13 protein-coding genes are annotated in these 14,764 nt (G+C 69.8%); 5 read left to right on the top strand and 8 right to left on the bottom strand.

Features of this window, described 5'->3' with window-relative positions:
- The first annotated feature begins 9 nt into the window (after nucleotides 1-9).
- Both ACIPY5_RS07335 and ACIPY5_RS07330 read left to right on the top strand, forming a co-directional pair.
- Entirely contained in the window at nucleotides 10-1,329 is a 1,320-nt protein-coding gene (locus ACIPY5_RS07335) for an ABC transporter substrate-binding protein (RefSeq protein ID WP_400968636.1), read from the top strand.
- A 124-nt stretch (nucleotides 1,330-1,453) separates the two neighbouring features.
- On the top strand, nucleotides 1,454-3,205 hold the full coding sequence (locus ACIPY5_RS07330; RefSeq protein ID WP_400968633.1) for a beta-galactosidase family protein: 1,752 nt from the start codon (nucleotides 1,454-1,456) through the stop codon (nucleotides 3,203-3,205).
- A 7-nt stretch (nucleotides 3,206-3,212) separates the two neighbouring features.
- Here the strand turns inward: ACIPY5_RS07330 and ACIPY5_RS07325 are convergent, their stop codons facing one another.
- Nucleotides 3,213-4,256 carry a LacI family DNA-binding transcriptional regulator gene (locus ACIPY5_RS07325; protein WP_400968630.1) on the bottom strand — a complete coding sequence of 348 codons (1,044 nt, stop codon included), beginning with the start codon at nucleotides 4,254-4,256 and terminating at the stop codon, nucleotides 3,213-3,215.
- 50 nt (nucleotides 4,257-4,306) lie between these two features.
- On the opposite strand from ACIPY5_RS07325, the gene ACIPY5_RS07320 reads away from it, so the two are divergent.
- A complete protein-coding gene (locus tag ACIPY5_RS07320; RefSeq protein WP_400968627.1) occupies nucleotides 4,307-6,514 on the top strand; it encodes an alpha-galactosidase in 2,208 nt (735 codons plus the stop codon).
- Nucleotides 6,515-6,559: 45 nt separating this feature from the next.
- Here the strand turns inward: ACIPY5_RS07320 and ACIPY5_RS07315 are convergent, their stop codons facing one another.
- Both ACIPY5_RS07315 and ACIPY5_RS07310 read right to left on the bottom strand, forming a co-directional pair.
- Nucleotides 6,560-7,384: an MOSC domain-containing protein gene (locus ACIPY5_RS07315; RefSeq protein WP_400968624.1), complete on the bottom strand. Its 825-nt coding sequence runs from the start codon at nucleotides 7,382-7,384 to the stop codon at nucleotides 6,560-6,562.
- A 224-nt stretch (nucleotides 7,385-7,608) separates the two neighbouring features.
- Nucleotides 7,609-8,349 (bottom strand): hypothetical protein, encoded by a 741-nt coding sequence (locus ACIPY5_RS07310; RefSeq protein ID WP_400968621.1) that lies wholly within the window; start codon nucleotides 8,347-8,349, stop codon nucleotides 7,609-7,611.
- A 245-nt stretch (nucleotides 8,350-8,594) separates the two neighbouring features.
- Between ACIPY5_RS07310 and ACIPY5_RS07305 the strand changes: the two genes are divergently transcribed.
- A complete protein-coding gene (locus ACIPY5_RS07305; protein WP_400968618.1) occupies nucleotides 8,595-10,115 on the top strand; it encodes a LuxR C-terminal-related transcriptional regulator in 1,521 nt (506 codons plus the stop codon).
- An 87-nt stretch (nucleotides 10,116-10,202) separates the two neighbouring features.
- Here the strand turns inward: ACIPY5_RS07305 and ACIPY5_RS07300 are convergent, their stop codons facing one another.
- The gene (locus tag ACIPY5_RS07300) at nucleotides 10,203-10,388 is read right to left on the bottom strand and encodes a DUF3073 domain-containing protein (RefSeq protein ID WP_045271809.1); all 186 of its coding nucleotides are present in this window, start codon (nucleotides 10,386-10,388) and stop codon (nucleotides 10,203-10,205) included.
- A 160-nt stretch (nucleotides 10,389-10,548) separates the two neighbouring features.
- Between ACIPY5_RS07300 and ACIPY5_RS07295 the strand changes: the two genes are divergently transcribed.
- On the top strand, nucleotides 10,549-11,091 hold the full coding sequence (locus ACIPY5_RS07295; protein ID WP_309342407.1) for a universal stress protein: 543 nt from the start codon (nucleotides 10,549-10,551) through the stop codon (nucleotides 11,089-11,091).
- Between the two features lie 114 nt (nucleotides 11,092-11,205).
- Here the strand turns inward: ACIPY5_RS07295 and ACIPY5_RS07290 are convergent, their stop codons facing one another.
- The 4 genes from ACIPY5_RS07290 to ACIPY5_RS07275 all read right to left on the bottom strand — a co-directional run bounded on the left by ACIPY5_RS07290 (nucleotide 11,206) and on the right by ACIPY5_RS07275 (nucleotide 14,431).
- Nucleotides 11,206-11,853, bottom strand: a complete 648-nt coding sequence (locus ACIPY5_RS07290; protein ID WP_309342405.1) for a PadR family transcriptional regulator — start codon at nucleotides 11,851-11,853, stop codon at nucleotides 11,206-11,208.
- Complete coding sequence (locus tag ACIPY5_RS07285) at nucleotides 11,850-12,701, bottom strand: DUF4097 family beta strand repeat-containing protein (protein WP_309342403.1); 852 nt, start codon at nucleotides 12,699-12,701, stop codon at nucleotides 11,850-11,852. The genes ACIPY5_RS07290 and ACIPY5_RS07285 overlap by 4 nt, the downstream gene beginning before the upstream one ends.
- Nucleotides 12,702-13,054: 353 nt before the next feature.
- Entirely contained in the window at nucleotides 13,055-13,558 is a 504-nt protein-coding gene (locus ACIPY5_RS07280; protein WP_400968612.1) for a hypothetical protein, read from the bottom strand.
- A 168-nt stretch (nucleotides 13,559-13,726) separates the two neighbouring features.
- The gene (locus ACIPY5_RS07275; RefSeq protein WP_400968609.1) at nucleotides 13,727-14,431 is read right to left on the bottom strand and encodes a hypothetical protein; all 705 of its coding nucleotides are present in this window, start codon (nucleotides 14,429-14,431) and stop codon (nucleotides 13,727-13,729) included.
- Nucleotides 14,432-14,764: the final 333 nt, after the last annotated feature.

Below are 14,764 nucleotides of genomic sequence, written 5' to 3'. Positions count from 1 at the left end.
AAACCCGCAGTGAAGAAGAACATCTGGATGCGCGCCGCCGTCGTCGTCGGCGCCACCTCGCTCATGATCGGCGCCCTCGCCGGGTGCCAGAGCGGCAGCGACGCCGCCTCGGGCGGATCCAAGAGCGACATCAAGGCCGCGCTCGACAAGGGCGGCGAACTCACCTGGTGGACGTGGAGCGACTCCACGCAGGAGCAGGCGGACGCCTTCATGAAGGAGAACCCGAAGGTCACCATCAAGGTCGTGAAGCTCGACAATCCCGACGCGGCCGTGACCAAGCTGCAGAACGCCGTGAAGGCCGGCTCCGGCGCTCCCGACATCGTGCCCGTCGAGTACCAGACCATGCCGCAGCTGACCATGGCCGGCGCTCTCGCCGACATGACCTCGTTCGGCTTCGACGGCTACAAGGACCAGTTCACCGCGTCGACCTGGAACGCGGTCAACGTGAACGGCAAGCTCGTGGGCATCCCGATGGACTCCGGTCCCATGGTGTTCATCTACAACAAGGACCTCTACGCGGCCGCCGGCATCACCGAGGCGCCCAAGACCTGGGACGACTTCGTCAAGGACAGCGCGGCGATCCACGCCAAGGACCCGAACGCGTACATCGCCAACGGCGGCGACGCCGGGTTCTTCACGAGCATGATCTGGGCCTCGGGCGGTCACCCCTTCACCGTGGACGGTGAGAAGGTCACGATCGACCTGCAGGACGAGGGCAGCAAGAAGTTCGCCGACATGTGGGGCGGACTGCTGCAGCGCGGCGAGCTCTCCCCGCTGTCCACCTGGTCGGACGAGTGGAACAAGGCGCTGAACCAGGACAAGCTCGCGAGCCTGATGATGGGCTCCTGGATGATCGGCGGCATGGACGACCACGGTGCGGGCAAGTGGCAGGTCGCTCCGATGCCGACCTGGGACGGCACCCCCGGCTCCGCCGAGAACGGCGGCAGCGGCCTGAGCGTCACCGCGCAGAGCAAGAACAAGGCGCTCGCCGCGGGCGTCCTGCAGTGGATGACCGAGGGCAAGGGCCGCGACCTGATCAACAAGGGCGGCTTCCCGTCCACGGTCAAGACCTTCGACGACCCGGCATGGGCCGACGCCACGTTCAAGGCCTACGGCGACGAGAAGGCGAACCGCGTGGGCGCCGCCTCCGCCAAGTCGGTGATGTCGGGCTGGCAGTACCTGCCCTACCAGGGCTACGCGAACAACGTCTTCGGCGACTCGGTCGGCAAGCAGATCGGCGCCAAGGGCGATCTGAACGCGGGCCTCGTGGAGTGGCAGAAGACGCTCGTCGACTACGGCAACCAGCAGGGTTTCCAGGTCAACAAGTGACACCGACGGATCCGGCCCGCATCATTCTCGCGGGCCGGATCCGCTCCCTCCTGCACTCTCCTTCCGCCGACCTCCTTCCGCCGACCCCCTTCTTCCGACCCCTCGACCTGCTCCCGGAGTCCTCATGCCCTCCTTCGCCATCGGCGAGACCGACTTCCTTCTCGACGGCGCCCCGTATCAGGTGATCTCCGGAGCGATGCACTACTTCCGCATCCACCCGGACCAGTGGGAGGACCGGATCCGCACGGCTCGTCTGATGGGGCTGAACACGATCGAGACGTACGTGCCGTGGAACGCGCACGAACCGCAGCGGGGCGGGTTCTCCGCCGCAGGCGGGCTCGATCTCGGGCGCTTCCTCGATCTGGTGCAGGCCGCGGGCCTGCACGCCATCGTCCGCCCCGGGCCCTACATCTGCGCGGAGTGGCACAACGGCGGACTCCCGGAGTGGCTCATCGAGGACGGCACGATCGCGGTGCGCTCCCGGGATCCGCGCTATCTCGCCGAGGTCGAGCGCTATCTGGGCGCGGTCTACGAGATCGTCCGGCCGCGGCAGATCGATCAGGGCGGCAGCATGATCCTGGTCCAGATCGAGAACGAGTACGGCGCCTACGGTGCGGACGAGGCCTATCTCCGCGCCCTCACGGACATGACCAGGGCGGCCGGCATCACGGTGCCCCTGACCACGGTCGACCAGCCCACCGACGCGATGCTCGACGACGGAACTCTCCCCGAGCTCCTGAGCACCGCCTCGTTCGGATCGCGCGCCGAGGAGCGCCTCGCCGCGCTGCGCCGGCACCAGCCGTCCGGCCCGCTCATGTGCGCCGAGTTCTGGTGCGGCTGGTTCGACAGCTGGGGGGAGCCCCACCACACGACCTCCGCGGCGGACAGTGCGGCCGAGCTGGCGGCGATCCTCGCGGCGGGGGCGAGCGTGAACATCTACATGGTGCACGGCGGCACCAACTTCGGCTACACGGCCGGCGCCAATGACAAGGGCGTCTATCGGCCGATCGCCACCTCCTACGACTACGACGCGCCGATCGCGGAGGACGGCACGCCCACGGAGAAGTACTGGGCGTTCCGCGACGTGATCGCGGCGCACGCCCCCGTGCCCGACGAACGTCCTGCGGCGCGCATCCCGTCCCGCATCCTCGAAACGCCGCTCGTGCGCGCCCTGGGGCTCGTCGATGCCGGGCTGGAGCGCTGGGGCGCGTACGACACGGCTCCTGCGGCGACGGCGCTCGGCTCTCCGCGCGGGTTCTCGCGGTACTCCGTCGACATCCCGCACGGCGGCGCGCTCACCGTGGGGGAGGTGCGCGATCGGGCGCACCTGCTGCTCGACGGGCGTCCGGTCGGCGTCCTGGATCGCGAGGCGCACGACCGTGTGCTCGCGCTGCCCGCGGCCGGAGAGCTCTCGATCCTCGTCGAGCACCTGGGCGGCGTGAACTACGGCCCCCGGATCGGCGAGGCCAAGGGGCTGATCGGCCCTGTGCGCCTGGACGGCGAGGAGCTGCGCGGCTGGCGTGCGGCGCCTCTCGAGCTGACGGCGGACGAGATCCGCGAGGCGCTCGACGCGCGGGGGACCGCGCTGCCGGCGGGCGCCCCCCTCGGCGGACCGGTCCTTCTCGGCGGCCGCTTCGAGGCCGATCCCTCGGGCGACCTTCACCTCGACGTGCGCGGCTGGGGGTCGGGCATGGTCTGGATCAACGGCTTCGCGCTCGGCCGCTACTCCGCCCGGGGGCCGCAGGAGACCCTGTACGTCCCCGCACCCGTGCTGCGCGAGGAGGGGAACGAGATCCTCGTGCTCGAGCTGCGCGGCTCGGAGCGCCTCACGGCCCGGTTCGCCGCGGAGCCCCGGCTCGGCCCGACCGAGTTCTGACGTGGGCTCACGCCGTGGCGGGTGCGGGGCCCGTGCTCTCCCGCACGACCAACCGGGTCGGGATCAGCGGATTCTCGGGCAGCGGCTCCCCGTCGATCATCGCGATGAGCAGCTCGGTCGCGCGCTGCCCGACGACGTCGAAGTGCTGGTGGATCGTGGACAGCGGCGGCCAGTAGCTCCCGCTGTCATCGCTGTCGTCGAAGCCGATCACGCTGAGGTCCTCCGGGATCCGCAGGCCGGCCTCGTGCGCGGCGCGCATCACGCCCAGGGCCATCTGGTCGTTCGCGGCGAAGACCGCCGTGGGACGCGGCTGCTCGGCGAGGATCTCGCGGCCGGCCGCGTAGCCGGAGTCCGCGGTCCAGTTGCCGCGGTGCCGGCCGGTGGGATCGAGGGCGTGCTCCTGGCAGACGCGCGCGTACGCGTCCTCGCGTCGGCGTGCGGAGAAGGACTTGAGCGGGCCGGCGACGTGCGCGATGCGCCGGTGCCCGAGATCGAGCAGGTGCTGCATGGCCGTGCGGGCGCCCTGCTCCTGGTCGGTGTCGACGAGCGTGTGCTCCGCGGTCGCGGTCGAGTCGACGATCACGAGCGGCAGCCCCGCGGTGAGCGCGTAGTCGTCGGGGGAGCCGAACTCCGCCGACATGATGAGGATGATGCCGTCCACGGCCTGCTCCTCGAGGCGCCCGAAGGCCCCCGCGACGTTCAGGCGCGTCGGATCCGCGACCGGGATCAACGTCGTCGTGTATCCGGCCTCGGCGCCCGCTTCGGCGACGGCCTCCAGAGTCCGCTCATTGCCGAGCGTCGTGATGTTGAAGGCGACGACGCCCAGGCTGCGGAAGCGGCCCGACTTCAGATTGCGCGCGGCGCTGTTCGGCCGGTACCCGAGCTCGCGCATCGCCTCGAGCACCTTCTCGCGCTTCTCCGGCCGCACGTGCGCGTAGCCGTTCGCGACGCGCGAGACGGTCTGCGGGGACACCCCCGCGCGGAGGGCGACGTCCTTGATCGAGGCGCGCGGCGCGCCGTCCTTGATCCTTTGCACGTTGATCCCTTGCATGGCAACGTAAACAATACTCGAACCGCTCAGGAAGAGGAATCATGTCGTCAATGACTGCCGGTGACGCGGTGAGCGCCGGATCCGTGGATCTCGGCATCGCGCTGGAGGCCGGCGGCGTCGCCCTGGTCCTCGACATCCGGGACGGGGGGCTTCCCGTCGTCGTGCACTGGGGCGCCCCGTGCGGACCGCTCGACGACGCCTCGTTCGAGGCGCTCGCGCTCGCGGGGGTCTTCCCGGACGCGGGCAGCGAGGTGGACGCGGTCGTGCCCGTGTCGGTGCTCCCGGAACTCGCCCGCGGCTGGAACGGGACCCCGGGGATCAGCGGATCCCGGGACGGGGCGCACTGGTCCCCGCTGTTCCGGGTGACGGCCGTCGCGATCGACGGGGTCGATGCGGCGGGGTCTTCCGCCGGCCGGCGAGGGCGGGTCCTTTCGGCGGGTCCGGCAGCCGTGCGCGTCGAGGCCGCCGATGCCGAGGCGGGGCTCGTCCTCGTGCTGGAGATCGAGTTGACCGGATCCGGGGTCGTCCGCATGCGCGCCGCCGTGCGCAACGCCGCCGGCGACGTGTATCGGGTCGACGAGCTCCTGCCGTCGCTCCCCGTGCCGCTGGAGGCGGATGAAGCCCTCGACTTCGCGGGGCGCTGGGCCGTGGAGCGGGTTCCGCAGCGTCGTCGACTGGGCGTCGGCGCGCACCGTCGGGAGAACCGCCGGGGGCGTACGGGGCTCGGCGCGGCGATGGCCCTGATCGTGGGCCGACACGGCTTCGACTTCTCCTCGGGCGAGGTCTGGGGGATCCACGTCGGCTGGTCCGGCAATCATGTGCACCAGGTCGAGCGGGTCGCCGAGGGGAGGCAGGTGCTCGCCGGCGGGGAGCTGCTGCTGCCGGGCGAGGGGCGCCTCGCACCGGGCGAGGAGTACACGAGCCCGTGGCTGTACGGGTTCTACGGGTGGGGACTCGATGCGCTCGCGGTGCAGTCGCACCGGATGATGCGTGCCCGCCCGCAGCATCCCCGCACGGTGCGCCCCGTCACGCTCAATGTCTGGGAGGCGGTCTACTTCGCGCAGAACGCGAAGGACCTCATCGAGCTCGCCGACGCGGCCGCGGCGGTCGGCGTGGAGCGCTTCGTGCTCGACGACGGCTGGTTCGGCGCGCGTCGCGACGACCACGCGGGTCTCGGCGACTGGACGGTGTCGGCCGATGTCTGGCCGCAGGGACTGCATCCGCTCGTCGATCATGTGCGCGGACTCGGCATGCAGTTCGGGCTGTGGGTCGAGCCGGAGATGGTGAACCCCGACTCCGACCTCGCCCGGGCGCATCCGGAGTGGATCATGTCGGCCCGCGGGGAATGGCCGCTCACGGGCCGCAACCAGCAGGTGCTCGATCTGGCGAACCCCGACTGCTACGCCCACATCAGGAACGCCCTGCTCGCGCTCCTCGACGAGTACGACATCGCCTACCTCAAGTGGGATCACAACCGGGATCTCGTCGAGGCGGGCACCGGGCCCCGCCGCACGCCGGGGGTGCATGGCCAGACCGCTGCGTTCTACCGGCTCGTCGACGAGCTCAAGCAGCGCCACCCCGGGCTCGAGATCGAGTCCTGCTCCTCGGGCGGCGGACGGGTGGACCTCGGGGTGCTGGAGCGCACCGACCGCGTCTGGGGATCCGACGACAACGACCCGCTCGAGCGGCAGCGGATCAATGCGTGGACCGCGCAGCTGATCCCGCCCGAGCTCATCGGCGCGCACATCGCCTCGGCGCCGTCGCATGTCACGGGCCGCTCGCACACGCTGTCCTTCCGTGCGTCCGTCGCACTCTTCGGCCATCTGGGCGTCGAGGCCGACATCCGCGGCTGGACCGAGGACGAGCGTGCGCAGCTCGCGGACTGGATCGCCCTCCACAAGCGCGAACGGGATCTGTTGCACGGCGGCACGATGGTGCGTGTGGACGTGCCGGATCCTGCGTTCGCGATGCAGGGCGTCGTCGCGGAGGACCGGAGCAGGGCGCTCTATCTGTGCACGGCGCTCACCGCCGCGACGACGGCGAGCTCGGGCCGGTTCCGACTGCCGGGCCTCGAGGACGAGCGCCGCTACCGGGTCGAGATCGAGCCGCTCAGCCTGCGCGGATTGCACGGCAATCCGGCGCCGTGGCAGAAGGACGGCATCGTGCTGACGGGGCGGATGCTCGCGCGCGTCGGCCTGGTGATGCCGTCCGTGCATCCGGAGACGGCGCTGATCCTGCGCGCGACGGCCCTGGACTGACGTCCGCGCCCGCCGCCGGGGAGGATCGGAGGATCCGGCGGCGGGTCAGCCCACGACGACCTCGTCGCCCACGCGGATCGTGCCGCCGACGCCCGCGTCTTCGCCGACGGCGCCGCTCACGCCGGGGAGGATCAGCAGCCGGCCGAGCGTCGGCTCGTCCTGCCCGAAGGATCCGGTGAGCGTCTTCAGCACGCTCGCATCGCGCTCGCCGGTGTCCGGGTTCGCGTGCGTCGCGAGGCAACGCACGATCGGGCCCGCTGTCCTGAGCCGCACATCCCCGATCGTGACCTCGCCCTGCCAGTCCAGCTCGTCCCACGCGTCGACGCCGCCGATCACGACGTTCGAGCGGAACCGGCGGTCATCGACGTCCTGCGCGAGCGCCGCCCCGAGCGCGGCGACGCTGGCCTCGCTGTGCAGGGACACGTAGCCGCGGCCGCGGTCCTGGAAGCGAGAGCTCTCGCCGTCGCCGACGAGGGCCAGCGGCAGTCGCCCTGGGCGCTGCAGGCGCTTGCCGTCGGGGGAGTCGAGCACGAAGGCCGTCATCGCCTCGACGAGCGTGGCGCGGCCGTCCTCGTCGAGGCCCGCCTCCACGAGCGTCGCCCCGGCATGATCGATCCGGATGCGCTGCGCCGTCTCGTCGAACTCCAGCCGCAGCGCGGCGAGCCCGGGGAAGGTCTCCAGCGCGAGCCCCTTCGACTTCGGCCAGTGGTCCAGTCCGTCGCGCTCCTCGGGCGTCGCCGCATCCGCGAAGCGGAACGCGAGCACGCGGTCGCCGGCGATCCGTCCGTCCGCCTGCACCGTGAGGGCGGGCAGCTTCTCGGGCGTGAACCCCTTGACCGGGTGGCGGTAGAGCGCGACGACGTGAGGCATGGATCCATCCTCGCAGGGCCGCGCGGGCGCTCAGCGCACGGTCAGTGCCAGCACCCCGATGCTCAGGATGACGACGAGGAAGAGCACAGCGCCCCATACCGGGGCGCCGCGATACTCCCGGAGGAGCCACGGGGTCCAATAGGGGTCGCGGTTCCTCGACCTTCTCGCGAGGGGCATTCGCGGGTGCTCTCGTGCACGGAAGCGGCGCATCGGCGGTCGCGAGCTCATGCTCCGGGAAGCAGTTGGGCGGTGCCGGGGTATCCGGCATACCAGTACAGATAGTTCACGTTCTGGTAGAGGTCGTATCCGAGGAGCGGGCGGTCGAACGTCTGCGTGATCGTGACCGGGTACGCGATGGGCGCCATGGCTCCCATGGGACCGTACGGCGTCACCGTCATGGTGTAGGTGACGGTGACGCCCGTGATGTGGTGGCTCGCATCGGGTCCGGTGAAGGCGTCGGCAGGCGTCGGACTCCAGCTGTAGTCCAGGTAGATGACCTGGGCGGCGACGGCGTTCACGTTCGATGCCGCCAGAAGAGGGTCCGCATATTTGACTCCTGCCACAGGCGCCTGGACGGTCGTACCAGGCGGCACCGTGCCGTTCGGCTTCCACTGTCCCGACACCGTGCCACGATCACTGGTCTGGACCGTGATCGAGGCGTTCCCCACGACGCCGGAGACGACCGGTTCGAACGAATAGATCACGAACGTCGCCCCGGCGGGGACCGGACAGGACATGTTGATCGAGGTGTAGGCCACGAGCACCGTGGAGAACGTGCCGTCGCCGTTGCTGAGCGCGGCGGTCGACCAGGGGAACGCCATTGCCGGCCGAATCGTCGTCCACTGGGAATCGAAACACGTCACCGAGATGATCGGCCCGCTCGCCGCGGCACCCGGCAGCGCCGTGGCCGCGGCGATCACCGGGAGGCTCCACGCCGCCCCCTTGACAATGGTCCGCCGTGACATGCGGCGGTCGATCCTCTCCGCGTCCGCACCTCTCGCGTGCAATTCCGTCCCATTCATGTCGCTCTCCCTCGGGGCGCTCGAAGCCTGCTTTCGACTTATGGTCGGGGGCGAAATGGTGCAGAAACGTCGGTTCGCTGAGAAATCAACCGCTCTTCAACCGCGGCCGAGAAGTTCAACCGTTTTCCAACCAGCGCGGGGCGACAGCACGCTGTGATCGCGCCAGAATGTCAGCAATCGAGACGGCCATGGATCCCGGCGATGGAGATGCAGTCTCGGCGATTGTGAACCGGGATCGCCGCGCCGTGCGCGCCGAGGGCGGAGGGAACATGTCATTGCTCGCGGTCGCTCGACGCGTCATCGAGTCCTCACTCCGCGGCGGTTCCGCGGCGGCTGTGCTGGACGGCCCCGCGCTGCTGGCGGTCGGTCCCGCACAACTGAGCGAGCTGGCCTACGCCTCACGCCAGGAGGTCGATACGGCGAGGCTGATGAGCATGGTCCGGATGAATCGTCAGGGCGACGCTCGCCGTCTGGCGGACGAGATGAGGGCATCCTGGCCGGACGCGAGGGATCGGGGCCTCGCGCCCGAGATTCCGCTCGCACGGTTCGTCGCCCTCTCCGAGGCCTATGCGGCTTTCGCCGAGACCCTGCACGCCCTGGAATACGCCAGCCTTGCGATGAGGCTCTCGGAGGAGGTGCCGGATCCGCGATGGCAGCTCCGGGTGCTCGGAGTGGGCGCGGCGGCGAACGCCCTCAACGGGGAATGGGCGATCGCGGAGGATCTTCTGGCCCGGCGCTCAGAGCTCGCCGCGCAGAGGGGCTGGAGCCCGCAGGACACGGGCTACTCGGAGGCCGTGGCAGGGCTTCTCCTCGCCTTCGCCTGCACGGACGGGCAGCGAGCGCGGAGCATCGCGGTGCAATTGCGGAGTCTGGCCGATACCGAGCCCGTCGCTGCTCCGCTGGGGGATCTCGCGGAATCGGTCGCGCTGGCGATGCAGGGGGAGAACGCGCACGCGATCGACCTTGCGACGAGGACGGCCCAGGGCATTCCACTGCTGATCGGGACCGAACTGGTGCGGGAATTCGCCTGGTATCTGCTGGGGTATCTCTATCTGTGCGAAAGGGAACCGGTGCGGGCCGAAGGGATCGTGCGAGGCAAGTCGGTCCTGGGGAATCATCTGCTGTGCCCGAATGTCATTCTCGCGGTGGCGGCTCTTCAGCGGCAGGACTATCGAGAAGTGCTGGCGGTATCGAGCGAGTGCATTCGCGGCAGAGCCCGCCATAGCCGATGGAGTCTCCCTCTGATACTCCTCGTACGTGCATGCGCGCATCTTCGCCTCGGAAACCCGGCGGCGGCACTGCGCGAGGGCGGTGCGGCCTTCGTCGGCGGAGGCATCGAGCATTTCTCGGCCGCGCTGAGGATCGTTCCTCTGCATGACGTCGGTCCTCTGCTCGACGCCAGCGACCGCGTGTTTCCGCTCCTTCGGCGCCAGACCGCGATCTATCGTGTTCAGGTTTCGCGGTCGGCTCTCGACTCGAAGACGTCACCGGGCCTGCCGCGCTTGACGAAACGAGAGCAGAAGATCGCGGGGATGCTGTCGAGCCGGCTCTCGTTTCCGGAGATCGCGCGGCGGCTGCATGTGTCGACGGGAACGGTCAAGTCCCAGGCCTCCTCGATCTACCGCAAGCTCGGCGTCGTCAACCGAGGCGATGCCGTCGACATGCTCAACCTCGCCGGGTACTACGAAGGCGCGGAAGCGGTCCCCTGATCGAGAGCAGGAGCCACCGTCCGCGCCGGAAGATCAACGACGAACCCCGCCGCGAGCGGACTCGGGCGGGGTTTCGAACGACGAGGCTCAGGCCTTTTCGAGCTCGTCCTCGTCTTCGTCGGCGTACTGATCCGCCCACTTGTCGACGTACTGGTCCTCGTTCTCCGGGTGCCCCAGCTCGCGCTCCAGCGCGGAGTAGTTCACCGACGGACTATAGGACTTCAGTTCGCGGGCAATCTTGGTGTGCTTTGCCTTCTGACGGCCACGGCCCATGCGCGAGACCCCCTTACTGTAAGCAGCGGGCGAAACGGGCTCGCTGTCTATTTCCGGCACCGGCTCGCGGCCGGTAAGAGTAGCATCCAGGATAGCACGCGGGCCACCTCACCTCGCCGTGACGGGTCCCCGATACCGCCGCACCGAAGGGAACGACGAGATGAGCGACACCGCCTCCACCCCCGAGGATCAGGAGCTGCAGGATCCGCAGCTGCAGAAGGCCGTGATCGTGGCGCTGCGTCCGGGGCAGCCCCCGCGCGTGCTCTCGGAAGCCATCCGCTATGCGGGCCTGCTCTCGGCGGCGCTCGTGGTCGTGCACGTCGACGTCACCCGGTTCGTGACCTTCGAGGATCCGGACGGGATGGTGCACTCGGCGCCCATCGACCTCAACATCGACACCGGGGCGGAGGAGTTCGCGGAGCTGCGCCGTGAGGTCGAGAAGGTGCTGGCCGGGTCCGGTCTCACCTGGACGGCCCGCCAGCTCGTCGGCGACCCGGCTCTCGCGATCAAGCACCTCGCCGGCGCGCTGGATGCGCAGCTCATCGTGGTCGGCACCCGCAGCCGGGGGATCGGCGAGTCGATCCGCGAGTTCTTCACCGGATCCGTCGCGGCCCGCCTCTCGCACCGCCAGTCCCGGCCCATCCTCGTCGTCCCGCTCGAGGAGCCGATCCCGGACGACAAGAAGGATCCCTGGGCCGAGTGACGACCCAGGGATCCTTCCGGGCGATGGTGGGATGTGGTTTTGGGGCGCCTCCCGCCGCAGATCACCGGCGTGGTGCGCCCCGAACGGGCATCGCGCGCCCCGAAACGGCCTCGCTCAACGACCGTTGGCGAGCCCCGCGGCGGCGAGGGCCGCAGTGACGGCGTGCGCCGCCGTGTCGAGAGCCGTGTCGAGCTCGCTCACGACGTGGGAGGGCAGCAGGCCGCCCTTCGCGACATGCGTGCGCAGGTCGGCGCGCACCCTGGCGCGGAACTCGTTGATCGAGGCATCGGCGCGGCGCAGCTCCTCGCGGCTCGCGATCCGCTCGTCGGCGCGTGCGGAGGCCTCCCGGTAGGACGAGGACGCGGCGCCCTTCTTCTCCTCGCGGGCGGCAGCCGCCAGATCCGCACGGAGGCTCTTCATCGCCTCCTGCACGCTCTGGCGCACCTCGTTCGCGATGAGACGGACCGAGTCGTTGAGCCCCGCCTCGATCCCCTGCAGGTCGCCCTCGCGGGCGGCGAGCTCGGCGCGGCCGGCCTCGGTGATCGCGTAGATCGTGGTGCGGCCGTCGACGGTCTTGGTGACGAGGCCCTCCTCCTCGAGCTTCGCGAGGCGGGGGTAGATCGTGCCGGCGCTCGGCGTGTACGTGCCTCCCGTGCGGTCGGTCAGCGCCTGGATGATGCCGTACCCGTGCTGCGGCGATTCGGCCAGCAGCGCGAGCAGGTACAGGCGCAGATCGCCGTGGGAGAAGACCGCGGGGCTCACAGCAGATCCTCTCCGTCGGAGGTGAACGACACGGGAGCCTCTGCGGCGTCGCGGCGCAGCACCGTGATGTCGCCGGAGACGGTGTTCACCCGCACGTCGGCGAAGGATCCGGACAGCTCCCCCCGGGATCCCGTGAAGTTCGAGGGGCCGGAGGATCCGCGCGGCACGCCGTCGATCGTGATCCGGCCGCTCAGCGCCCGGGCGACGTAGTTCGCGGCCAGGTTCTCGTCGAGGCGGACGGTCGCATCGCCCGAGACGCTGTTGAGCGAGACGGTGTTGACGGGGCCGGTCGCGTCGATGAGCATCGCACCGGACACGCTGTCGACCGTCGCCTTGCGCACCTCGCCGGTCAGCGCGACGCTGCCGGAGACCGTGTTCGCCATGGCGGATCCGGACAGGCCGCGCACCTGCACGTCGCCCGAGACGGTGTTGACGTTGAGGTCGCCCGTGTGGGTGTCGACGATGAGGTCGCCGGAGACCGTGTTCAGGCGGGCGTCCTCGGTGAGGCCGGAGACGAGGGCTCCCGCGCTCACGACGCCCAGGTTGAGGGCGATGTCGCGGGGGACGGCGACGCTGATCTCGGCCTTGGGGCCGCCGGCGCCGAAGTTGCGGAACACCTCGAGGAAGTTGTCCCAGCCGATCTGCGGGTGGTCGATCTCGATCTGGGTGCCGTCGGACTCGACGCGCAGGTCCTTGATGGTGACGTTGTGCACCTCGATCCGGATTCCCGGTTCGTCGTGCGCGATGACGTCGACCTGTCCGCCGACGAGTCCGATCTTGAGCTTCGACGCGCGCTCGATGTCGATCACGCGCTCCTGCCCGGGGGCGATGAGCCACTTCTCGGTCATGTCTGTTCTCCTGAGTCCAGTGATCCCGATCCGCTGATCGAGATATATCGTGATTGAGAGAATAACACGATATATCTCGATCGCGTCAAGACTTCTTTCCTGGGAGTTCGCAGTGCGCACCTGGCTGCATCCCTGCTGCCGCCCCCGCCGTGCGGGCAGTTCGTGACGGGAGGGAAAGGAGCGACCCGGGAGAGGCATGGAGCGCTCTCCCGGGTCTTGTCCTGCCGTCCCCAGCGGCAGGCTGCGCAGGGACCGGGAAGAGTGATTCCCCGCACGGCCTCGCGGTGGTCCTCGGATGACGTCGCGCGAGTGGGGCGTGTCGGGCCGCACGGATCGAGGCGTGCGGCCCTGGGCTAGGCGCTGATCTGCGAGCCGCCGGATCCGCCGAGAATCGTGGCCGTGATCGCGCCTCCGACCGGCTGGACGTTGTTGCAGCGCAGGCTCACGACCCCTGCCGTGTCCGTCGTCACCTGGTAGATGACGGGGCCGCCGGTCGCGGGGTCCCCGCTCACGTAGGTGAGGCCGACCAGGTTGGTGATGGACGCCGCGGTCGCGCCGTTGGCGAAGGCGATCGTGAACAGCTCTCCCGACTTCAGGGTGCCGTCGCCGTAGTTCTCCCCGTCGTAGACCTGACCGGTGGCCTTGAAGGTCGGGTTGGATCCGGCCTTCGGGTTCGTGATCGCCGTGACCTGTGCGTAGTTGGCGGGCGGTGGCACGTTGCTCGCCGCCTGCGCGGGCGTGGCGACGGCGACGGCGATGACGGGAATCGACCAGGCCGCGCCCTTCACCAGTGTGCGTCGGCGGATCATCGAACTCGGCCTGACGGAGTCGTCATCGCGGGCGTCTGCAGTGCTCATGTGTGTCTCCAGGGGTGCCCCGGCATGCGCGAGGGCTGAGGAAGCGGGCGGCGACCTGGGGTCGTGTTCCCCCAGGAAGCTCCCACTCTGGGCGGCGCGCTGCGGCGCCCCCGCGGCGGTGGCACATCCTCGTCGCAGATCGGCGAAAACACGTCGCCCGGCGGGTCTCTATCCGGTCCCGTCCTCGTGCCGTGCGATCGTGTCGCGCAGGTGCCGGGCGGAGCGGAACCCCGACATCGTGGCGAGCTCGGAGGCCGAGACCTTCCCGGCGCCGAGGCCGCCGCCACGGAGGAGGTCCGCTTCCCGCAGGCGACGGAGGGCCAGCTCACGGGACGGCGTCGTGCCGAGCACTCGATAGGCGCGGGAGAGGGCGCTGCGGGATGTGCGCAGCGTCCGCACCATCTGCTCCACGTCGAAGGCAGGATCCCGGAACCTGCTCTCGATGAGCGCTTGAGCGTCATCCAGCAGATGGCCGGACCTGCCGCCCCGAGCAAGGGGCTGGAACTTCTCCCGGTCCACCAGCGCCGAGATGAGCAGGTGCTCGAGCAGCGGATGGAGGTCACCACGCCGGGCGCGTCCTCGGCGGTCGTTCACGATCGTGTTCACGACGGACGTGAGCAGCTGCAGCGATCCGCGTGAGATCGGAAGCGGCTCCTGATGCAGTCTTTCGAACGCGGGGGCGGCGAGCAGCCGGGGCCGCAGGTACCACGCGTTGCTCGCGAACGGCTGCGTGGTCCTCGCGGTCAGGTCGTGGCCGCCGCGGGTCATGAGGAGTTCGCCCGGGGCGACGGGGCGGTCACCGCTTTCAGCGCGGAAGAGTCCGACGCCGTCGATGTTGACGTTCAGATACAGCATCTCGGCAGGAGCGAGCATCTCGATGTCCAGCGAGGGCGCCCACACCCGGGCGATTCCGAAATCCGGGCGGGTGATGCCGTCGACGATCCACGATCCTTCGAGGGGGGCACCGCCTCGGGGCCGCCATCCGAAGCGCCGAAGCAGTTCGGCCGTTCGCTGTTGCCTGGGTATTCCGATGCTCTCCATAGGGGTCCTCGGTCGTCACCTCGTCATCGGCGTCCGGGCGCCGATGACGAGCGACTCGGATCAGCCGAGCACCGCTCTTCACGGATCTCCACTACTACCCGGTGGCCGGTGTCGATGCAACTGCATGGAGAGATCCACGGCCCCAACGAGACCGCTCGCGACAGG

The organism is Microbacterium sp. NPDC089698 (genome assembly GCF_044749045.1).
In the GTDB taxonomy this organism is placed as follows: domain Bacteria; phylum Actinomycetota; class Actinomycetes; order Actinomycetales; family Microbacteriaceae; genus Microbacterium.
The sequence above is the reverse complement of the archived record's forward strand: the minus strand, read 5'-3'. Positions and strand labels throughout refer to the sequence as shown.